General features: G+C 59.0%; 22 protein-coding genes. 12 read left to right on the forward strand and 10 right to left on the reverse strand.

The features are described from left to right. Nucleotides 1-252: 252 nt before the first annotated feature. Both QSV77_RS09975 and QSV77_RS09980 read right to left on the reverse strand, forming a co-directional pair. Nucleotides 253-1,452, reverse strand: coding sequence for an MFS transporter (locus tag QSV77_RS09975; protein ID WP_302733330.1), 1,200 nt, complete (start codon nt 1,450-1,452; stop codon nt 253-255). A 274-nt stretch (nt 1,453-1,726) separates the two neighbouring features. Next, on the reverse strand, nt 1,727-3,079 hold the full coding sequence (locus tag QSV77_RS09980) for an O-antigen ligase (protein ID WP_302733331.1): 1,353 nt from the start codon (nt 3,077-3,079) through the stop codon (nt 1,727-1,729). Between the two features lie 524 nt (nt 3,080-3,603). On the opposite strand from QSV77_RS09980, the gene QSV77_RS09985 reads away from it, so the two are divergent. Beyond that, nucleotides 3,604-4,674 carry a GNAT family N-acetyltransferase gene (locus QSV77_RS09985; RefSeq protein ID WP_302733920.1) on the forward strand — a complete coding sequence of 357 codons (1,071 nt, stop codon included), beginning with the start codon at nt 3,604-3,606 and terminating at the stop codon, nt 4,672-4,674. A 43-nt stretch (nt 4,675-4,717) separates the two neighbouring features. Here QSV77_RS09985 and uppG read toward each other — a convergent pair whose 3' ends face one another. Then, nucleotides 4,718-5,797 (reverse strand): polysaccharide biosynthesis glycosyltransferase UppG, encoded by a 1,080-nt coding sequence (gene uppG / locus QSV77_RS09990; protein ID WP_161991284.1) that lies wholly within the window; start codon nt 5,795-5,797, stop codon nt 4,718-4,720. Between the two features lie 2 nt (nt 5,798-5,799). Continuing rightward, complete coding sequence (uppI, locus tag QSV77_RS09995; protein ID WP_302733332.1) at nt 5,800-6,870, reverse strand: polysaccharide biosynthesis UDP-hexose transferase UppI; 1,071 nt, start codon at nt 6,868-6,870, stop codon at nt 5,800-5,802. Nucleotides 6,871-7,082: 212 nt separating this feature from the next. Between uppI and uppH the strand changes: the two genes are divergently transcribed. Both uppH and uppJ read left to right on the forward strand, forming a co-directional pair. Next, complete coding sequence (gene uppH, locus QSV77_RS10000; RefSeq protein WP_302733333.1) at nt 7,083-7,994, forward strand: polysaccharide biosynthesis endo-1,4-beta-xylanase UppH; 912 nt, start codon at nt 7,083-7,085, stop codon at nt 7,992-7,994. 8 nt (nt 7,995-8,002) lie between these two features. After that, entirely contained in the window at nt 8,003-8,947 is a 945-nt protein-coding gene (gene uppJ / locus QSV77_RS10005) for a polysaccharide biosynthesis UDP-hexose transferase UppJ (RefSeq protein ID WP_302733334.1), read from the forward strand. 24 nt (nt 8,948-8,971) lie between these two features. Here the strand turns inward: uppJ and QSV77_RS10010 are convergent, their stop codons facing one another. Continuing rightward, a complete protein-coding gene (locus tag QSV77_RS10010) occupies nt 8,972-9,217 on the reverse strand; it encodes a hypothetical protein (RefSeq protein ID WP_269701897.1) in 246 nt (81 codons plus the stop codon). 226 nt (nt 9,218-9,443) lie between these two features. Continuing rightward, on the reverse strand, nt 9,444-10,238 hold the full coding sequence (gene uppL / locus QSV77_RS10015) for a polysaccharide biosynthesis UDP-hexose transferase UppL (protein WP_302733922.1): 795 nt from the start codon (nt 10,236-10,238) through the stop codon (nt 9,444-9,446). 246 nt (nt 10,239-10,484) lie between these two features. Here uppL and QSV77_RS10020 point away from each other — a divergent pair, with 246 nt between their 5' ends. Then, nucleotides 10,485-10,694, forward strand: coding sequence for a hypothetical protein (locus QSV77_RS10020; protein ID WP_161991256.1), 210 nt, complete (start codon nt 10,485-10,487; stop codon nt 10,692-10,694). Nucleotides 10,695-10,713: 19 nt separating this feature from the next. On the opposite strand, the gene uppM is transcribed toward QSV77_RS10020, so the two are convergent. After that, nucleotides 10,714-12,339: a polysaccharide biosynthesis protein UppM gene (gene uppM / locus QSV77_RS10025; protein WP_302733336.1), complete on the reverse strand. Its 1,626-nt coding sequence runs from the start codon at nt 12,337-12,339 to the stop codon at nt 10,714-10,716. 257 nt (nt 12,340-12,596) lie between these two features. Between uppM and uppO the strand changes: the two genes are divergently transcribed. From uppO to QSV77_RS10050, 5 genes are all read left to right on the forward strand, one after another. After that, nucleotides 12,597-14,012, forward strand: a complete 1,416-nt coding sequence (gene uppO / locus QSV77_RS10030; RefSeq protein WP_302733337.1) for a polysaccharide biosynthesis phosphomannomutase UppO — start codon at nt 12,597-12,599, stop codon at nt 14,010-14,012. Between the two features lie 36 nt (nt 14,013-14,048). Further along, nucleotides 14,049-14,345 carry a nucleotidyltransferase family protein gene (locus QSV77_RS10035; RefSeq protein WP_271362306.1) on the forward strand — a complete coding sequence of 99 codons (297 nt, stop codon included), beginning with the start codon at nt 14,049-14,051 and terminating at the stop codon, nt 14,343-14,345. Between the two features lie 254 nt (nt 14,346-14,599). Then, complete coding sequence (locus QSV77_RS10040) at nt 14,600-14,698, forward strand: hypothetical protein (protein WP_302733924.1); 99 nt, start codon at nt 14,600-14,602, stop codon at nt 14,696-14,698. A gap of 103 nt (nt 14,699-14,801) precedes the next feature. Continuing rightward, nucleotides 14,802-15,203 carry a group II truncated hemoglobin gene (locus QSV77_RS10045; protein WP_142840488.1) on the forward strand — a complete coding sequence of 134 codons (402 nt, stop codon included), beginning with the start codon at nt 14,802-14,804 and terminating at the stop codon, nt 15,201-15,203. Then, entirely contained in the window at nt 15,200-15,565 is a 366-nt protein-coding gene (locus QSV77_RS10050) for a DUF423 domain-containing protein (protein WP_302733338.1), read from the forward strand. Before QSV77_RS10045 ends, QSV77_RS10050 begins: the two co-directional genes overlap by 4 nt. Before the next feature lie 6 nt (nt 15,566-15,571). Here the strand turns inward: QSV77_RS10050 and QSV77_RS10055 are convergent, their stop codons facing one another. The 3 genes from QSV77_RS10055 to rutR all read right to left on the reverse strand — a co-directional run bounded on the left by QSV77_RS10055 (nt 15,572) and on the right by rutR (nt 17,059). Continuing rightward, complete coding sequence (locus QSV77_RS10055; protein ID WP_269701886.1) at nt 15,572-15,859, reverse strand: hypothetical protein; 288 nt, start codon at nt 15,857-15,859, stop codon at nt 15,572-15,574. Further along, a complete protein-coding gene (locus QSV77_RS10060) occupies nt 15,840-16,265 on the reverse strand; it encodes a DUF2325 domain-containing protein (protein WP_142840490.1) in 426 nt (141 codons plus the stop codon). The genes QSV77_RS10055 and QSV77_RS10060 overlap by 20 nt, the downstream gene beginning before the upstream one ends. 152 nt (nt 16,266-16,417) lie before the next feature. Further along, a complete protein-coding gene (gene rutR, locus QSV77_RS10065; protein WP_142840491.1) occupies nt 16,418-17,059 on the reverse strand; it encodes an HTH-type transcriptional regulator RutR in 642 nt (213 codons plus the stop codon). Between the two features lie 260 nt (nt 17,060-17,319). Between rutR and QSV77_RS10070 the strand changes: the two genes are divergently transcribed. The 3 genes from QSV77_RS10070 (at nt 17,320) to hydA (ending at nt 20,644) form a co-directional block, all read left to right on the forward strand. Continuing rightward, nucleotides 17,320-18,567 carry a Zn-dependent hydrolase gene (locus tag QSV77_RS10070; RefSeq protein ID WP_302733339.1) on the forward strand — a complete coding sequence of 416 codons (1,248 nt, stop codon included), beginning with the start codon at nt 17,320-17,322 and terminating at the stop codon, nt 18,565-18,567. Nucleotides 18,568-18,755: 188 nt separating this feature from the next. Then, nucleotides 18,756-19,190 (forward strand): endonuclease domain-containing protein, encoded by a 435-nt coding sequence (locus QSV77_RS10075; protein ID WP_269701881.1) that lies wholly within the window; start codon nt 18,756-18,758, stop codon nt 19,188-19,190. Continuing rightward, nucleotides 19,187-20,644 carry a dihydropyrimidinase gene (hydA, locus tag QSV77_RS10080; RefSeq protein ID WP_302733340.1) on the forward strand — a complete coding sequence of 486 codons (1,458 nt, stop codon included), beginning with the start codon at nt 19,187-19,189 and terminating at the stop codon, nt 20,642-20,644. Before QSV77_RS10075 ends, hydA begins: the two co-directional genes overlap by 4 nt.

The following is a 20,644-nucleotide window of genomic DNA, read 5'->3' on the forward strand; positions in this document are numbered from 1 at the left end:
TACCTTCTAAAGCACAGGCGACCCGAAAGAGAGCGGAGGCGCATTTCGAGAGAAATGGAGCGCGGCCAATTTGCTGGATGCCGATCACCATTCCTTGTTCGATAAAATGATTATAGTCAAAAACTTTACAATTCCTTCATGTCCCTCGGGCCTGCAGAATATTAGGATTATAAAGCGGCGACAGGTATTTCTGCCGCCTGCTGTGCCGAACGAAGCGGCGCCTGCAACACGCATTCGCAGCCAGCCAGGCCATCATCCGCTTCGGGCAAAAGTCCGCGCTTTGCGCATCATCGTCCAGCGCTGAACCAGTGCGGCCAGCAGGGCAAGACCGGTCATGGCGGCAAAGACCACCGCGATATCGCGATAAGCCGTTGCAAAACCGAACCGGGCAATCCAAGGCTGGCTCGCCAGCGGCGAGATGAAATGTCCGAGGAACATCGATGCCGTGACGATGCCGGCGATACGCCCGCGCAGCCGCATCGGTGCAAGCATGATCGTCGTGGACATGATGGCCGGCATCACAAGGCCAAGACCAAGCCCCGCCACGCCAACCGCCGACAGCATGAAAACCAGCCCGTCTGCCATGGCAAGCAGCGCAAATCCCGTCGCCATCAGCACCAGCCCGACGGCAAGAATGGCGGCCACACCCATATGCCTGCGCAATCTTGCAAAATTGAGCGCCGTCAGCGCCCCTGCCAGATTGAAGATGCCAATCGCATATCCCGCAACACTGCCGGAAAACACGCCGAGTTCACGCATGAAAAACGGCAATTGCGAAGGGATGGTGTAAAACAGGGCGTTGACGAGAAACACTGCCGCCGCCAGCACGGCCACCAGAGGCCAATTGACGGCAAAAGCCGGCCCGCCCTCGCCGCCGCGGCTATCACCCCTCGCCGGCTCCTTCAGGAATAGCAGGGCCGCCGGCAGAATGAGCAGGGCGATGGCATAGACCGCAAAGGGTGCGCGCCAGTGAATATCTGCCAGCAATCCACCCGCGACGACGAAAAAGACGCCACCGAGCTGGGTGAAAGCCTGCTGCAGACCCAGATAACGCTCCCGTGCCGGCCCCTCGAAATAATCGCCCACCAGCGCCGTGCCGATCGTCATGATGCCGCCGATCGCCAGACCCAGAAACGCCCGTCCAACGAGCAGACCCGCAAGGCTATCGGCAAAAAGACCGGATATGCCGGAAAGGCTGTAAAGCAGGATGGCACCCAGCAGCAGCCGTTTGCGGCCGAAGCGGTCCGCCAGCATTCCGGCGACGGGCGCGCAGAGCGCAACGAAAACCGATGGCAAGGTCAACACCATACGGCTCAACAGCCCGACATTGGCTGTCGACAGGAAGTTCTGTTCGATGGCGGGCAGCGAGGGCGCAACCGTCGTTCCGGCCATGATGGTGAGTGTAGCGACAAACAGCAGGGTGATTTTCAGCGCCGTGGAATTTTCAGCCATCGTCACGCCTCCCTGGAAGGGGAGCGCGGGTTGCGGGCGCGGCCAGATATGATCCGTAGGGAGAGTATGATATCGCTCATGGAACGTCCTTCAACAGTGTTCCATGCTCTGATAATTCCTCAACAATAGTTGAGGTCAATAGCTGCGATGAAAAAATGTACCCCATCAATGGCGAATGGCATCTCCAGTCCTGCCACTCGCCCGGCGGATCAGCACTTGCGCGCACCGGCACGAACCGGCATCGTCCCGCCAGACATCGTCCGCAACGAACAGCCTATGATGTGGGGCGCGAAAGAGGCTTCGGCACCATTATCCCGTCATCATCGGCGCGGGCTGGCTCCCGCCGTTTCTCATCCTGGACCAGGCTGGCAGTCGCCTGCAGATGCAGGCCCATCACAGCGACGATAAGGAAAAACCAGACGAAACCCGCACTCAGCATAAGGATTGTTTCCAGAAAGCTGTAGAGCAGCACATAAAGCCAGACGCCGACATAAAGCCTCGTCAGCGGGCTTTTGCGCGTGGCCTCATCCATTTTGCCAAGATAATGAAGCGGCAGCAGATAGATCCACACCAGCACCAGCACCAGACCCGGAACGCCGGCCGCAAGCACAAGGTCGAAATAGGCATTATGCGCAGCCGGCGCGGTCGCCGCCCAGCTGTTGTTTTCAATGGAACTCGATAATAGCGCATCGCTGCGCCAGAAGGCCTGATACCCGTAGCCGAGAACCGGTCGCTGATGGATATAATCAATGGCGATGGTCCAGATATCGGTTCTGCCCGTGAAACTGGCGTCGATCCCCATGTTGGTCAGCATCTGCGAAAAGACCGGATCGACAGTGGTGCCGATCACCACCGTCGTGAAGACCACCATCAGCAGGGTCACGACCAGATACCGCCATTGTGGCCAGCGCACGATGAACCAGCCTGTACCGATGATGATCGGCATCAGCCCAAGCGCCGTCTTGCCGCCTGACTTCACCAGAAAGATCAGTGACAGCAGCAGAACCACCATCCCCCCGAAGAAGGACCAGCGCCTGCAAAGGTAGATCCCGACGATGATCAGCACCGACATGATCGAGGCAGCCTCGTTCTTGTGATTGAAGACGCCCCGCCAGTTGCCCGCAAGAAACGGCTCCAGCGCATCGCTGACCTGATGAATCGACCGTCCGGGCAGGGCCGCGATCCCGAAGTAGCACAGGAACAGGATAATCCACACGCAGAAGGCAAGCATGGTGGTGAAATGCCGCTCGGTGCGCGGTAACTGCAGGAAACCATCGGCAAGCGCACAGATGATGGCGCACATGACCAGCCGCCGCAGCGAGAACATCGGCGCTTCGCCCACCAGCGAAGTGAACGCATACCAGCCGAAAATCGCCGCGATCAGCAGGCGCGGTGCAAAGAGAATCGAGAATGACTTTTCCTTCGCCATGAACGCCACGAAACTGAAAAGCAGAATGATCGCGGTGAGCTGGTTGAGAAGGCTGGAGCCGGCTGCCATGGCGGAGCCGGAATAGGTGGAGGAAAGTGAAACATAGGGCGAAAAGCCGATCGTGAAGTAAAGGAAGGTCACATAAAACAATGCGTCCCGCCAATAGCCACGCCCCTGTCCGTCGTCCGCTGCATCCATAAGGGGTTTTTCTCTTCCTTTTTCCACGTCAGCACACATCGTACCCGATGCTTCCTCCCCGTCACAGGAATATCCTGCAAAAATCCTATTTTTTAGTTATGCATAATGCACGGAAGAATAGTAATTCCGTCTTTTTCTTTTGTTATAAAGGGATAGACCCGCAAACAGAGAAATGGCGCATCATTCTGGAGGTCAGCCTGGGGAGCGGTGGAATTTCCGCCGGAAACAATTTTGTGAATTGATATCAAATATTTGATTTTATTAATATCATAACGAAATATAACCTCGAATAAATTACTTCCATCTGCGCTGCAGAAGGACAATTTGGGCGTATTGAGGGTATGACTCCAGGCTCTCTTTAGCGTATATTAACAACTTAAGATATATCCTAGAGTTGATCTCATAATTGCGCATAAGGCTGGAGACCTAAGGTGGACGTTCCAAGACACACCAACATGGACGATGGCGATATCGGTCAATCGACACGGTGCACGGGCAAGCCCGGAACGGCCGGCATTCGCCCCATGCGCAAGGACGATGTCGAGGCTGTCGAGGCGGTTCTCAACAGCGCTTTCAAGAAGACCGGGCGTGAGGTAAATTTCGATTTCCGCTCCTATGTCGAGACATTGTTCTTCAGCAGCCCCACCTTTGATCCGGAATATGGCAGCGTCGTTTATGATGCGGGGGAAAACAGGGTCACAAGCGTCATCCTCGCAGTCCCCATGCGGTTTGTCGCGAATGGAAAAGCCATTACCGCCAGGTTATTGTGCGCTTTCGCATCAGATGGGAAACTCGGCGCGCTGGGGGCTGCCCGCCTGTCTCGCAGCATGCGGGCAACGAAACATGACATGCTGTTTTCGGACACGGCCTCCCCCGTCAGCGCCGATCACTGGGTGGCGATCGGCGGCAATATGATGCCGATCGAAAGCCTGCAATGGCACAAGGCCCTCAAGCCCTTCTGCACGATTGCGCTGCGCATGCCGCGACGCTCGAAACTGGCCAAGACCACCCTTGCCCTGTCGGCGCTTGGATTTATCGACGGCATCCTGCGATCATGGAAAAAAGGCTTGAGGCCGCATCAGGTCGCCGGCGCCAGCGTCAGAACCGTGGATTTCGAGACATTCCGCCGCAAGGCGCTGACGATGATCGAGCGGTTTTCCATTCGTCCGGAATGGTCTCACGAGGAGTTTCACTGGCTGATAGAAATGAGCAGGGCCAATGAGAGCCTCGGTGAACTGAAAAGCCTGACGATCGAGACCGCAGAAGGCCATGTCATGGGCGCCGCGCTGTTTTTTGGCCAGCCGGGAAGAACCGCCTATGTGCTCAATCTCGTCTGCGATGCCGGTCGTGAAAACGACGTGCTCAACACCCTGTTCCGCCATTTCGACGACGAGAACTACGCCCACGTCACCGGCATGTCACAGCCCTTTCTCATAAACGCGCTGTACCGCCAGAACCATATGAGCTTTCGCCATGACGGGTATTTCTGCATGGCAACCCGGGATGAAGCCCTGCGCGACCGGGCGATTGCCGGCGACATCTATATTGGTGGGCTATGCTCGGAAAGCTGGAGCAAGCTGATAACCGACTATTGACCCGCCCCCACGCCCTTGGCGCAGAAGGCAGGCTGCAAGCGTTTTACGCCTTGGTGAAACGCTGGACATTCGCCGAGATCAGGTGGCGCAGCGCCTTCGCATAACGTTTGGAGCGCGTCTTGGCTGCCAGCGCGCTGGTCCAGTCCACCATCGAGCCGTTGATATCGAAATCGCCCAGCTGCCCTTCGGGAACGTCACCCTTTTCGATACGCTCGACGATCGACCCCAGCGCCGCGTAAAATTCCGGCGAGCGATAGGGTGGATGTAGCGAATACATGCCCTTCCCCGTCCCGAGAAAATCCAGCCGGTGCACGCCCACGCGCATCATGTTGGTGCTCAGCACCTCTTCGGCGGGCATCGAGACCGGCTGCTGGTTATAGGCATAGGAGCGGATACGCCGCTTGGCATCGGGCCGCAGCAGTTCCAGAGAGCCGATCCGCTTGGCGAAGCGGTCCATGTCGATCATGAAAAGCCGCGTGGAGACAGTGGCGAAACGCCATGTCGGGATGCGCGATGGCAGCTTGCGCGGCTCAGGGATGTTCCTCACCCCCGGCATGCCGACATGGCGGGAAATATCAAGATCGCCGCGCACCGTCGGCGGCCCGGAAAACGGCGTGATGCAAAGGGCATCGGGGTTGGCCTTCTGCAGGGCAACGGCCTCTTCGAACCAGCTCTGGCTGCCGCCGCCAAACATCATGTCGCTGTCCATATGCAGCACATAACGGGCATTGGCGCGTTTCAGCCCATAGAAATACACATGAAACGGCCCCCCGTCGAAGGCCTTGGCCGGATAGGGGATCGGCGAGCGCGAAAAGAAGGTCTTTGCCACCAGGTTGCGCGCCGCATCGCTGTAATCAACCACATCCACATGCAGATGCGGATAATTGGTCTGCATTTCCTCCAGCATGTCGAAAAGGCGTTTGCTGGCCGCATCAAAGCCATTGCCCTTGTAACGGCCCGCCCCGACCTGCCCGGTATCAACAGTCAGAAGAATGCGGTCCACCTGACCGCCCCAGACCCGCAGCTGATGCGGCAGGGTAAGGGCCGCATGCGGAGCATCGAAGGGATGCAGATTGATCTGCAGCGCTTTCTGTACGGGAGGAAGCGACGTTTCAGCACTCATGCTCATGCACCACGGTTCCGGAATTCTTTGATGACGGCCATCATCGGTTTTTCGTTGAAGCTCCAGTCCAGCGGCAGCGGCCGGTTGGGAGTGCCGTCCCGGCGCGGATAGGCCCAGCGGATCCAGCTATATTGGTCCGAAATACCCCAGGTCGTGATCGAGGAAAGCCCGCCACCCGCCGAGGCCGCTTCCAGAAAATCGCGGACCTGGCGGTTGATCAGCATATCGCGCTCGGCCTCCGGGCCGGGCAGCGTCTGGTCCATCACATCCAGCTCCGTCACCAGAATGGCAAGACCGTAGCTGCGCATTTCCGTGGCGAACGCGGCAAGCTCGTCCTTGGCGATCGGCCAGCCGCCGCGCAGATGTCCCTGCAGGCCGATGGCGTTGATCGGCGCGCCCTTCTCAAGCAGTTCGAGAATGAGGTTGCGAAAGGCCGCGCGTTTGGCCGGCGATTTTTCAACCGCGAATTCCACATCATATTCGTTGAGAACGAGCTGCGCCTTCGGATCGACTGCGTGCGCAATATCGAAGGCCTTCTTGATGGCGTCCGACCCCGCCCCGTAATACCAGGCATCCCGCCGCGCGCGCACATTGCCCGGCACATCGGGGATCGGCTCATTGACCACGTCCCAGCTGTGGATCACGTCCTTGTAACGCTCCATCACCTTGACGATGTGGGTCTCCATCAGCTTCTCGACCTTGCCGCTGCCGCCGACACTCGCAAGCCACGGCGCGTTGGAGGCGTACCAGATCAGCGGATGGCCGTGCATGGAAAGCTTGTGCTGGCGCGCAAAGTTGGCGATTGCATCCGCGGCGGAGAAATCGAACACGTCAGCTGAAGGCCGCATGACCTCCCATTTCATTTCGGTAACCGGGGTGATGCGCGAGCAATATTTGACAACAGCCTCGCCAATGCGGCTATCGGCATTGAGATCCGGCAGATAAACCGCCGCACCATAAGGGGCGGTTTTGACCGGCGCTTTCTTCTGCGCGGCAAGGGCCGGGCCGGCCATGGCATGCAACAGGCCAGCACTCGCCGCACCGCCCAGAAAATTCCGCCGCCCGATCCGCATTCACCCGCCTCCGCAACCCTCGCGCATCAACGTCCGAAAGGACGCAACCACGCTCTAATTCTCAAAACATAACATCTCGATCATGCCAAAAGGATATTAAAGATTTGCAAGGTTAACCGACGCTATACCACGTCATAATTGGCGAGGTCCGCTTAATCCGGTAGTAACTTCGCTGTGCGAATTCTTGGCCCACCCTTATGGAGTTGAAAACCTTGGTTTCCGTTTCGATTGTCATTCCCGTTCGCAACGGCGAGCGTTACATCGTGGAAGCGATCGAAAGCGTCCTGCTTCAGGGCGAGACCATCCGCGAGGTGCTGGTGGTCGATGACGGCTCCACCGATACCACCGCGCAGAAGGTTGAAGGTTTTTCCGATCCACGGGTCAAATTGCTCGCCCGGCCGCAGGGCCGGCAGGGCGTTTCCGCCGTGCGCAATTTCGGCCTGTCGCAGGCACGCGGCGAATGGACGATGTTTCTCGATGCCGACGACCGGCTGAAGCCGGGTGCCATCGCCGCTCTTTGTGCCGGCATCTCCGGCCCCGACGTCGTTGCCGTCTATGGCGATTATGAGCGCATCGACGAAAACGGCGCCAAGATCGGCCGGCGCAATCTCATTCGCCGCCGTGAAAAGCCTGACGGTTTCATCCTCCAGCCGCTGCTGGGCGGGAACTTCATCGTCAATGGCGGCATCATGCTGGTCAGGACCCGCATCTTTCAGGATTTCGGCGGTTTCGACGAGACATTGCGTTATGCAGAAGACTGGTATGGCTGGTGCAGGCTCGCCGCCGCCGGCCGCTTTGTTTATCTGCCCGGCTGCCACGTTCTCGATTACCGGGTGCACCGGACGAGCGTGATGATGAACCGGCTTTTGACCTTCCGGGATTGCGAGCCGGCCATCGAGGCGGTGTTTTCCGACCCCGCCATCGTCGCCGCCATTTCCCCGCAGGAACTGCGGCGGCTCCGCCACAAATCCGAAAACCACATGAATGCCTATACCGTGGCGCAGGCTTTCCGCGCCCGCCGTTACCGCGAGGCCTTTAAGGCACTTGCCGATACGCTCATTCATCGCCCCCGCCAAAGCCTCAGGGCCGTCGTTTTTTCCGCCGCAGCGCTTGCCGGTATTTAGGAGTTTCCATGCCCGAGATCATGCCGGAAGCGGTGGTGTGCATTCCCAGTTTCCGCCGGCCCGAAGGCCTGCGAAAGACGCTTTTGTCGCTGGCGGCCCAGAAGGTTGATTTTCCCTTCGCCATCGTCGTGGTCGACAATGATGGCGCAGGCCAGCAGGGCCTTGCCGTCGCGCGTGCGTTTTTTGGTGAAAGCGGCATGGCCGGCCAGACGCTGGTGGAGCCGACACAGGGCAATTGTTACGCCATCAATACCGCCTTCCGCACCGCCCGGCAGAGCTATCCGTCCGCTCAATGGTTCCTGATGATCGATGATGACGAGGCCGCCTCCCCCGTCTGGCTCGCCGAAATGGTGTCGGCGGCCAAGTCCTTCGGCGCCGATATCGTCGGCGGACCGGTCAACCGCGAATTCGACGCACCCGCGCCAAAGGCGGTGCTGTCACATCCGCTGTTCGGCTCCATCGAAGCGCCAACCGGTCCCGTCGAACAGATCCACGGATCGGGCAACTGTCTGATTTCGCGGAAAGTTTTTGAGAGCTTGCCGAAACCGGAATTCGACGTGCGGTTCAATTTCCTCGGCGGCGGCGATATGGATTTCTTCACCCGCTGCCGCAAGGCCGGTTTCAAATTCGCATGGAGCGCTCAAGCCCTCATCATCGAATATGTGCCGGAAAACCGCATGGCGCCGCGCTGGATCATGGAGCGCTCGCTCAGAACCGGCATCATCAATTACAGCATCGACCGCGCTCGCCGACCCGGCCTCAAGGGTGGACTGCTGCTTGCCGCCAAAAACGTCGCCAGCCTGGGGCTGTCGCTCATCCGCGCCGTTGCCGCTTTCCTGAAAACCGGGGCGCTGCTGCCCGCCACCCATCCGCCGCTGATGTCCCTCGGCCGCGTGATGGCGAGCCTGGGCATCACGCTCACGCCCTATAAGGCGCCGGTGAAAAAGGTCTGATATTCCTCATTACGGGTGCCCGTATCAGCCCAGCGTTTTTTCCCTGCCCAGCGAAAGCGCATTCATGCGTTTTTGGAAACCGAGGGAAGAAAAGACGGCTGCAAGAATGAGAAGCGGAACGAGAACCGGCCAAAAGAAACAAAGCACGATACCGGTCACCCGGTAAAAATCCCAATCCCTGTCGCGGCGAGCGCCTTCAATATAGGTCATGGCGAGAGAGGTAACAGTGCCAATCCCATAAACAAAAAGAGAAATGGACGTAATGACCATCGCTGCCCTCAAATATCTCTGATTCGAATAAATTTATAATATTTCCCCAGTGTAGCGCCGTTGCGCGCAGTTGCAACGAATTTCAGCGGCGAGGCGCATCGTTTCAATACGTTAGGGTGATCTCATATAGACTGGCGTGCGCGGCTTTCAAAAAAATCCGCTGCGCAATCAAAGGTACGGATGGCAAAACGGAGAAGGGCAAAGCCGCCGTTTCCTCTCCGCTTCGTCAGCGTCCCGAAGCCCGGTAGCTGTGCTTCAGAAGCGAATATATAGCGATCGGATTGGTCAGCAGGTAACGTTTGCCAAGGCGTCTCGGCTCAAGCATCGCCCTGTAGAGCCATTCCAGCCCCATATCCTGCATCCATTGCGGCGCGCGGCTGTTTTTGCCGGCGAGAAAATCGAACAGGCCACCGCAGGTCTTGACCACGGCAACGCCGGAAAGCCTGTCCAGATTGCGCGAAACGAAACGTTGCTCCAGCGGAATACCGAAGCCGACCCAGAGAATATCGGTCTGCGATGCCACGACATCGGCAAGGATCGCCTCTTCTTCGTCCCGGTTGAAATAACCGTTGCGCCGCCCGGAAAAGACCAGGCGCGGATAGAGCCTCTGCATTTCCTCGACTGCGGCGCGGTTGACCTCTTCCGAGCCCCCGAGGAAATAAAACCGCGCACCCGTCTCTTCGGCCCGGCGGGCAACCGCATGAACGAGATCCGTCGTCGCAACGCGTTCGCGCAGTGCATTCGGACAGAACTTGCGGGAAAAGATTACCAGTGACATGCCGTCGGCATGAATCTGGTCCGCCTGCCGTAGCATGGCGTCAAATTCCCTGTCGCGGTGGCAAAGCGCAATGACCTGACCGTTCGCCGAGGTCGAATAGAACGGCCTTGCGCCGGTAGCGCGCACACGCCCCGCCCGCAGGATGAAATCCTCCGCCGTTTCTTCAATCGTCGCGTCAGTGATGGGTAAAGCCGCAAGCGGAATGACGGGCCAGGTCTTGTTCGGCCCTTTCGCATCCGGCATTTCGCTCCCTGTCATAATCTGTCCGGTGTCCAAGATAGGCGTCGTTTCATTGTTATAGTCACACATATGCTTAGAGTATAAGGCTTCAAACACTACGAAGAACTATCATTAATATTTTTATAAACCCTTCGCTTGAAGCCGACAATTTACACGTCCGCAGGTTGAGGCCGCTCTTTCCGCCTATTCCGGTTTGCCGGCCGATGGGTTAAGGAACGGCGAACCCACACCACAGAAAAGGTCAAGGCCATGGAAACCATCTCGATCGACAACCGCGGCGATTTCGGCCTCTGGGCAATAGAACGGGCAAAGGAAATCGTCGCCAACGAAGCATCCGATCTCGCCATTTCCGTCCGCGACGGCGACGAGGCCGGCATTCGCGATGCGGGCAATGCGCTGGGTGCTGCCATCGCCGCTGCCCTGCTCGAAGTTTATGACGGTCTGACGTCGGAAGAATAAGCGCAACGGGTCGGCCCCATCAGGCGTAACGCGCAGCACTTTCATCGTGGTCGTTGCGGCGCAGATAACCCCAGAGCCCGAGCGCCCCGGCAATGCCGAGACCAAGGAACAGACCGCCTGCGCCACCGGCAATCAGGAAGGTCAGCTTGCCCGGCGGCCAGCTTCTGGAATTCGGCGCGACGGGCTGCGAAATCACCCGCACATTGGTGGAATCGATCGACTGCTGTTCGGCAAGCTGGCGCGAGCGGGTAAGATAGGTCTCGTAGATCGCGGCGGCCGAATTGGCGTCGCGCTCCAGATCCCTGAGCCGCACCTGTGCCTCGTTATCGGTGAAGACGTTGGCCCGTTCCGCCACCGCCTTCAATCTGAGAGCATCAAGCGAAGAGCGGGCCTCGGCGACATTGGTCTTGGCCGCCTGCAGGATGCGCCGCGCTTCATCCGCCATGCCGCGTTCCAGCATGGCGCGCTCCGCCCCCGCGGTTGCCAGGCGCGGATGCCGCGCACCATAGGTCAGCGTCATCGCGCCGATCTGCTGCTGCAGGGTGCTATATTGCGCGCGGATGGTGTTCATCGTCTGGCTGTCGAAGATGGCATCGCTCTGCGTGCGGTTCTGGGCAATCGCCGCTTCCATCTGCTTCAGGCGTGATTCTTCCTGAATGACGCGCTGCTGTGCCGCCAGAACCTGCGCATTCAGTTCGCCGGAGGCGAGATTGCTGACCAGCTGGCCGTTATTTTCCTGCAATCCGTTCTCACGACGGAAATCCGCCACCCGCTTTTCGGCAGCCGTCACGTTCTCGCGCATCTCCTCGAGCCGTTTCTTGAGATCGTCGACAACACGCTGGCTACTGTCGGAGGTCGTCTGGAACAGCTCGCTTTCAAAGGCTTTGACGATGGCCTTGGAAACCGTCACGGATTTTTCCGCGTCGTTGGTCCAGACCGAAAGCGTCACCACGAAGGAGCGCGGATCGCGTTCCGCCGCCACCCGGTCGCCGAGGGAACGGAGCGCCCCGACCCGGTTGTCGCCATCTTCCGGCTTCGACGAAAACATCGCCTTCAGCCGGGCAAGCGGCGGCGGATTGATGAATTCGGCATCCTGATCGAGCTTCAGCTCATCCACCACCCGCGCCAGCACGTTGCGCGAGGTGATGGTGCGCAGCTTGCTTTCCACTTCGAGGATCTGGGTGTCGCGCTGCTGGCTCGGCGAAAACACGCCGTCATTGACGACGTTGAGATTGGAGGGATTAACGACAATATCCGTATAGGCGGTGTAACGCGGCGGCGTCATGGAAGCGTAGGTCAGTGCGGCGGCGACGCAGAGAATGATCGCCAGCACGATCCAGACAATGCCGTTACGCAGCCAGATGAGGATATCGTCCACACCGATCCTGTCGATATATTTCAGGCCCGGTAGCGCGGCCGCCAGACTACCGGTCGGCGAGGATGGTTTGACGGGCTTTTCGGCCGGGGGCGGCTCGGCGGCGGCGACCGGTTTCGGCTCCAGATGCTCTTTCAGCACCGTGCGTTCGAAAACCTCGTCCTCATCCACCAGATCGTCCAGCAGGGAACCGTGGGGCCTGGCGGCGGGCGCCGTTTTTTCATCAAGCGGACGTGCCTGCTTATGTCCCGCCTTTTGAAGCCTGTACATCAGCCAATCCAACTCGAATGAACCACAAAAAGGCCGGCGACAGATGGTTTCCACCGTCGCCACAGCCGCTATAGACGGACAAGTTTAAATATGACGGGTGAATTTTAGGTTACCCGCTTCATCCCCGCAATCATCGCCCATTCGTGGCCGTCATGAAAGAGATGATTGACGTGAATGGATCAATACGGTTCTTTCAGCCGTTATATTTTTATATTATCCATTTGAACCTCAAAGATTTTATCGAAACGGAGTTTGGCATGAGCCTGAAATTTGGAACGAGCGGCCTTCGCGGCCTCTCCGTCGATCTGAAAGGAAAAGCCTCGGCCGTCTATGCCACGGCATTTGCAAGGCACCTTCTCACATCGGGTCAGGCAAAGGCGGGCGATCCCATTCTCGTGGCCCGCGACTTCCGGGATTCGAGCCCCGATGTTTCCGCAACCTGCATCGCCGCGCTGAAAAAGGCCGGTCTTACCCCGCTCGATTGCGGCACCGTGCCGACACCGGCCCTGGCGCTTTACGGCCTGTCGCTGAAGGCAGGCGCGTTGATGATTACCGGTTCGCATATTCCGGCCGACCGCAACGGCATCAAATTCTATCGCCCGGATGGCGAAATCGACAAGCAGGATGAAACGGCAATCGCCGCCCTTGCAGCCGAAGTCGAAGCGGAAGGTGTGAGCGACGAGGCCGCGACGGCGGAAGACCATTCCGCAATCGCAGCCGAACTGTTTTACGAACGCAACATCGCCCTCCTGCCGGAAAAGGCGTTGTCGGGCCTCAAGATCGGCGTTTACCAGCACAGCACCGTGGCGCGCGATCTCTTCGTCGACGTTCTCGCCCATTATGGCGCCGACGTCGTGGCGCTCGGCCGCTCGGAGAGCTTCATTCCTGTTGATACCGAGGCAGTCTCGCCGGAAACGCTTACGCTTCTCAAGAAGTGGGCGCCAGAACATGGTCTTGACGCCATCGTTTCCGCTGACGGTGACGGCGATCGCCCGCTGCTTGCCGATGAGAATGGCGTGCCGTTGCGCGGCGACCTGATCGGGCTCATCACCGCCAATTTCCTCGATGCCGGTGTGGTCGTTACCCCCGTCACCTCCAATTCCGGCATTGAAGCAAGCGGTTCCTTCGAGGTCGTTCGCACAAAGGTCGGCTCGCCTTTCGTCATCGCCGGCATGGCAGAGGCGCTTGCCGCCGGCAGAAATGGCGTCATGGGCTTCGAGGCCAATGGCGGCCTGCTCACGGCCTCGGCCTTCACCCTCAACGGCAGGGCAGTCTCGCCGCTGCCGACGCGTGACAGCTTCCTGCCGGTTCTCGCCGTGCTGCTTCTGTCGGCCGAGCAGAAAAAACCGCTGTCGGAAATCGCCGCCGCCTACAATCTGCCGGTCGCCGCCGCCGACCGTCTGGAGAATTTCGCCCAGGAAAAAAGCGCTGCCCTGATGACGCATCTGCGCGCTTCGCGTGACAATCTCGAGGCTTTCCTCGCCCCGGTCGGCAAGGTGAAGACGCTGAGCGACATCGACGGCCTGCGCGTGGCGCTCACCGACGGCAGCACCATCCACTTTCGCCCTTCCGGCAACGCGCCCGAAATGCGCTGCTACGTCGAAGCCGCCAATCAGGGCGAAGCCGAAACACTTCTGAACAAGGGGCTCGATCTCATCCGCAATTTTGGATGAGTGGATGACGCATGCGGGATGATATAAGCTGAACGCATGAAGAGAACGGACGCGATCAAAAAACTCAAACGGCACGCCCATGCGGTGAAAAGCATGGGCGCAACGTCGCTCTATATTTTTGGATCGACGGCCCGCGATGAAGCCCTTGGTTCAAGCGATCTGGACATCTTCATCGATTATGATCCGAGCCGCCGTTTCTCATTGCTCGATCTCGTCGGTATCAAGCAGTTTCTGGAAGAAGAGCTGGCGGTGGAAGTGGACGTGACGACACGCAACAGCCTCCACCCGCTGCTCCGGAATGACATCGAGCGATCCGCAGTACGGATATTTTGATGATCAGACGCAGGGTCGGGCCAGTTCTCTCTGAAATTCTGGAGGCCATAAACGGCATTGAGACCCACACTGCAGGCCTGTCACTTGCTGATTTTCAGCAAAATTGGCTCCTCAAGCTTGCTGTATAGCGCGCCTTGGAGATCGTTTCCGAGGCATCACGGTACATACCGGAGGAATTGCTGGACCTCGCGCCGGACATCCCATAGAAACAGATTCGCGGGATCGGCAATATTCTTCGCCATGAATACCACAAGATCGCGGACGATGTGGTTTGGGCCGTGGTGACAGAACATATCGCGCCACTCAAAATCGCCGTTCAGGCTATTCAACGATACGTCGGGCCCGAAAACTGAGGGGTCGATCAGCACAATGTCGCAAATGTCGCATCCCACCTTTCCTTGTTGCTCTTCCCGCTTGAGAAAGCGATAAGGACCGCAGGGCCAGACGAGGCGGATGATGAGCGGCGAGACCACTACCCTTTATGAAGCGATCGGCGGCGATGCGACCGTCAAGGCCCTGACCCGGCGCTTTTATGAATTGATGGACACCCTGCCGGAGGCGGCGCATTGCCGTGCCATCCATCCTGCCGATCTTTCCGGCAGTGAAGCGAAGTTTTACGACTATCTGACGGGATATCTTGGCGGACCACCCGTCTATGTCGAGAAACACGGCCACCCGATGTTGCGCCGCCGCCATTTCGTCGCGCCCATCGGCCCTGCCGAGCGCGACGAATGGCTGCTCTGCTTCCGCCGCGCCATGGACGAGACCATCGAGAACCCCAAGCTGCGCGAGATCATCTGGGCGCCGGTGGAGCGGCTGGCTTTTCATATGCAGAATCAGGAAGCGGAAAACCCATGACCCACGACAGATTGCGCGCCTTCATTCTTTTGCTCGGCGGCCTTCTGGGTGCCGCCGGCGTCATGCTTGCCGCCGCCGCCACGCATACGGGCGAGACCTATATGCTGGGCAATGCTTCGGCCATGGCGCTGTCGCATGCCCCTGTGCTGGTGGCGCTCCATGTCGGTGCGGACCGTATCAGGACCGCCATTCCAGCCGGCCTGATCCTGGGGTTGGGCACCGCGATCTTTGTCGGTGATCTCGTCGTCAGGCATTTTTCCGGCCACAGCCTGTTTCCCTTCGCCGCACCCACGGGCGGCCTTGGCATGATCGCCGGATGGCTCGTGCTCTGCGCCGGGGCATTTTTGAAGCCGAAAGGCTGATCGGCCTTAACGACGCCTCCAGCGAAACGACAGGATGTTGCGGCCGCCTTCAGCCGCTTCGCCGAGGGCGAAGGAAGGCGTTTCGCCGGGTTGGCGGGTGCGCAGATGGGGAAAGGTCACCACATTGCTGTCGGCGGCCGCCGCGCGGTTGCGCCGCTCCCGTTCGCCGACGATTTCATACATGTCCGTCAGGGCCGGATCGGCGCCCTGTTCGGCCATCTTGTGCAGTTCCACGCGGCAGGCTTCTGCTGCCGCGGGCTCATCATCATGGAAATTATTGCGCTCGTCGCTCATCGCTGGAGGTCCGTTCATTCATGGTCTGCAGCGCCCGCTCCAGACTGGATTTGCTGCCATTGCGCAGCGGAATGAACGTCTTGCCGAATTTCTTGCAACCCGACTTCACCCGCAGACACGCATCATGGCTGATACAGTCGATCGGGCAGAAAACGCAGTCGACGGAAGGAAGAACGGTATCGATGCGCGACACCGCTTCACGCAGTCCGCCATCGTGATGGATCAGTTCCGCGCCGAAATTGCTGGCGATCTGGCGAAGATGGGCAACCTGACAGTCACGGCCGCCGACATAAAGAAAGCTCTTCGGTCCGGAAAGCTGCTGTTCGGCCACGTCCTTTTCGTTTTGAGGCGCGCCTTTGCCCTGCTTGCCGCCGCGTTCGGCCTTCTTCTTTTCCTTGCGTGCCATTCCCTCACCTGCCGGTTGATTTTTCATGCCCCGGACATTCGGGATAGCGGCACCATAATAAAGATGAGTTTTGGAGTAAAGTATAAAGGTGATCATTTTCCTCATGTTTTGACACAAAACATCGATCACATCTTCGCGAGAACCCGTCCCGCTTAGCCGTTTAGCCGCAATCCACCGATGAAAAGCTGCTCCAGATGCCGGGCCGCATCTTCAAAACGGCCATCGCCGCCGTGCCTGTCACCCAGCACCGCCCGCACCTGCACATCGAAATCCGCATAATGCTGGGTGGTCGACCAGATTGAAAAGATGAGGTGGTAGGGGTCACATTTGGCAATCCGCCCGGCCTTCACCCAGGCACGGATCACCTCGGCCTTTTCATCCACCAGTTGTTTGAGAGGCCCTTTCAGCTCATCTTCGATATGCGGCGCGCCCTGCAGGATTTCATTGGCGAACAACCGGCTTTCACGCGGAAAATCCCGCGACATTTCCAGCTTGCGGCGAATATAGGAGCGGATCTCGCTTTCAGGATTACCCTCGGCATCAAAAGCCCTGAGCGGATCAAGCCATGTATCCAGCACCCGCTCGATGAGGGCGCGATGCATCGCCTCCTTGGTGCGGAAATAATAAAGCACATTCGGCTTGGACATGCCGGCCGCCTCGGCAATCTGGTCTATGGTGGAACCACGAAAGCCGTTGATGGAAAAAACACTGAGCGCTGCCTCGAGGATAGCTTCCTGCTTTTCCTCCTGAATGCGGGTCCGCTTCTGTGTTTTCGCTGCGCGCGGTATGGCCATTCTCTGCTCTCTGTTTCTTTTCGATGCAATTGCCGCTACAGTATGATTAAAAAATAATCGACGCGTACAGTTTAGGCAAAATTAGTGCGATTCGTCACAAAAGTCCCTTGCTGACGCCATCGCAAATTTGCATTGTTTACCAGCCGGTCAATTTATCCATCATCGCCAGCACAAGGCAATGGCTGTTATCTTAGCCGGCAAAAACGGGAACGGCACAAGCTTTGCTTCGATAAAAACAAAACAGGTGAGGACGACATTTCATGGCGGCGGGTAAGAACTTGACGGTCAATGGCGACCGTCTGTGGGATAGTCTGATGGACATGGCGAAGATCGGCCCCGGCATCGCCGGCGGCAATAATCGCCGCACACTGACGGATGAGGACGGACAAGGCCGCCATCTGTTCAAGCGCTGGTGCGAGGCGGCGGGCCTGACGCTTGGCGTCGACCGCATGGGCACCATGTTCGCCACCCGCGCCGGTGAGGATCCGGACGCGCTTCCTGTCTATATCGGCAGCCATCTCGACACCCAGCCGACGGGCGGCAAATATGATGGCGTGCTCGGTGTGCTGGCCGGGCTGGAAGTGGTGCGCAGCCTCAACGACCTCAACATCAAAACCCGGCACCCCATCGTTGTCACCAACTGGTCGAACGAGGAAGGCGCGCGTTTTGCGCCCGCCATGCTGGCATCAGGCGTCTTTGCCGGCATCCATGATCTCGATTACGCCTACAGCCGCACCGATACAGACGGCAAGACCTATGGCGACGAGCTGAAACGCATCGGCTGGCTGGGCGAGGAAGATGTCGGCGCGCGTAAAATGCACGCCTATTTCGAATATCATATCGAACAGGGGCCCATTCTGGAGGCGCAGGACAAACAGATCGGCGTCGTCACCCATTGCCAGGGCCTATGGTGGCTGGAGGTGACGCTCACCGGCAAGGAAGCCCATACCGGCTCCACGCCGATGGCCATGCGCGTCAATGCCGGCCTTGCCGCCGCCCGCATTCTCGAAAAGGTGCAGGAAGTGGCAATGGCCCACCAGCCGGGCGCTGTCGCCGGCGTCGGCCAGATGATCTTCACCCCCAATTCCCGCAATGTGCTGCCCGGCAAGGTGGTTTTCACCATCGACCTTAGAACGCCTTCGCAGGCGAAACTGGACAGCATGCGCGCCATCTTCGAGCGCGAGGTGCCAGTGATCGCCGAAGAACTCGGCGTCGGCTGCGCGATCGAAGCCATCGGCCATTTCGATCCGGTTACCTTCGATCCGGTTCTGGTCGGCCGCGTGCGCACTGCTGCCGAAAGACTGGGCTACAGCCACATGGACATCATCTCCGGCGCCGGCCACGATGCCTGCTGGACCGCAAGGGTCGCCCCCTCCACCATGATCTTCTGCCCCTGTGTGGACGGGCTTTCCCACAACGAAGCGGAAGAGATTTCGCCCGAATGGGCAAAGGCCGGTTGCGACGTGCTGCTGCATGCGGTGCTGGAGACTGCGGAGATCGTGGAATGATCGTACCCACGAGGCCAAGCCCCCTCATCCGGCCCTTCGGGCCACCTTCTCCCCGGCGGGGAGAAGAAACCCGTGGCAAGCCCCTCACCCCTACCACCGGCGTCATAAAAATCTGCGACGGTGCCTCCCATTTCTTCTCCCCGCCGGGGAGAAGGTGGCCCGAAGGGCCGGATGAGGGGGCAAGGGTCATGGCAGACCATACCGGTAAAAAAGCAGCAAAACGCCACTCAGGCAAAACTGCACAAGCCCGAAAACTCCGCCGCGACGAGACCGACGCCGAATACCGCCTCTGGTACGAACTGAAGGACCGGCGGTTGAACGGTTTCAAATTCGGCCGACAAGTCCCTCTTGGCCCTTACATCGCCGATTTCGTCTGCCGCGAACAAATGCTGGTTGTCGAGCTTGACGGATCACAGCACGCCTCTTCCATGCATGACCGGCAAAGAACGCTCTGGCTCAACAATCACGGCTATGCGGTTCTACGGTTCTGGAACCACGAAATCTTCGAAGAGCTTTCCTTTACGCTCAACACCATCCTCGCCGTGCTGAACACTAAGACTTTCCCGCCTGATCATCCCGACCGCTATTCGCCAGCCCTCGCCACCGGGAACACAGTTCAATGACCGCCACCATTATCAAAAATGGCACCATCGTCACCGCCGACCTCACCTACAAGGCCGATGTAAAAATCGAAGGTGGCAAAATCACCGAAATCGGGCCTGATCTCACCGGCGGCACCATCCTCGATGCCACCGGATGTTACGTCATGCCCGGCGGCATCGATCCGCATGTGCATCTGGAAATGCCGTTCATGGGCACCTATTCCGCCGATGATTTCGAGAGCGGCACGCGGGCGGCGCTGGCCGGCGGCACCACCATGGTGGTGGATTTTTGCCTGCCGGAGCCCGGCCAACCGCTTCTCGACGCCCTGCAGCGCTGGGACAACAAGGCGACGCGGGCCAATTGCGATTATTCCTTCCACATGGCCGTTACCTGGTGGGGCGAGCAGGTCTTCAACGACATGAAGACGGTGGTTCTGGAAAAGGGCATCAACTCCTTCAAGCACTTCATGGCCTATAAGGGCGCACTGATGGTGAATGACGACGAGATGTTCGCCTCTTTCTCGCGCTGCGCCGAACTGGGCGCCATTCCCTTCGTGCATGCGGAAAACGGCGATATCGTCGCGCAGATGCAGGAAAAGCTGATGGCGGAAGGCAATATCGGCCCCGAGGCCCACGCCTATTCGCGACCGCCTGCCGTGGAAGGCGAGGCCACCAACCGCGCCATCATCATCGCCGATATGGCCGGCGCGCCGCTTTACGTCGTCCACACCTCCTGCGAGCAGGCGCATGAAGCGATCCGCCGCGCCCGCCAAAACGGCATGCGGGTTTATGGCGAGCCACTGATCCAGCACCTGATCCTCGATGAAAGCGAATATGCCAATCCCGACTGGGATCACGCCGCCCGCCGGGTCATGTCGCCGCCCTTCCGCAACCGTCAGCATCAGGACAGTCTCTGGGCGGGCCTCGCTTCCGGGTCGCTGCAATGTGTGGCGACCGACCATTGCGCCTTCACCACCCAGCAGAAACGCTTCGGGCTGGGTGATTTCCGCAAGATACCAAACGGCACCGGCGGGCTCGAAGATCGCATGCCGCTGCTCTGGACCCATGGTGTGGTGACCGGACGTCTGACGATGAACGAATTCGTCGCCGTCACCTCCACCAACATCGCCAAGATCCTCAATATCTACCCGAAAAAGGGCGCAATCCTCGTTGGCAGCGATGCCGATATCGTCGTCTGGGATCCGCAGCTCACCAAGACCATCAGCGCGGCGAGCCAGCAATCGGCCATCGATTACAATGTCTTTGAGGGACAAAAGATCAGGGGGCTGCCGCGCTTCACCCTGTCGCGCGGTCTCGTCAGCATCGAGGAGGGCAGCATCGAAACCCAGCCGGGCCACGGCCAGTTTATCTCCCGCGACCCCTACCCCGCCGTCAGCCGGGCGCTTTCCACCTGGAAGGAACTCGTTTCGCCGCGCCGGGTGGAACGCAGCGGCATTCCGGCATCGGGTGTGTAA

It is taken from the genome of Agrobacterium sp. V1, from assembly GCF_030518355.1.
Lineage (GTDB): Bacteria > Pseudomonadota > Alphaproteobacteria > Rhizobiales > Rhizobiaceae > Agrobacterium > Agrobacterium cucumeris.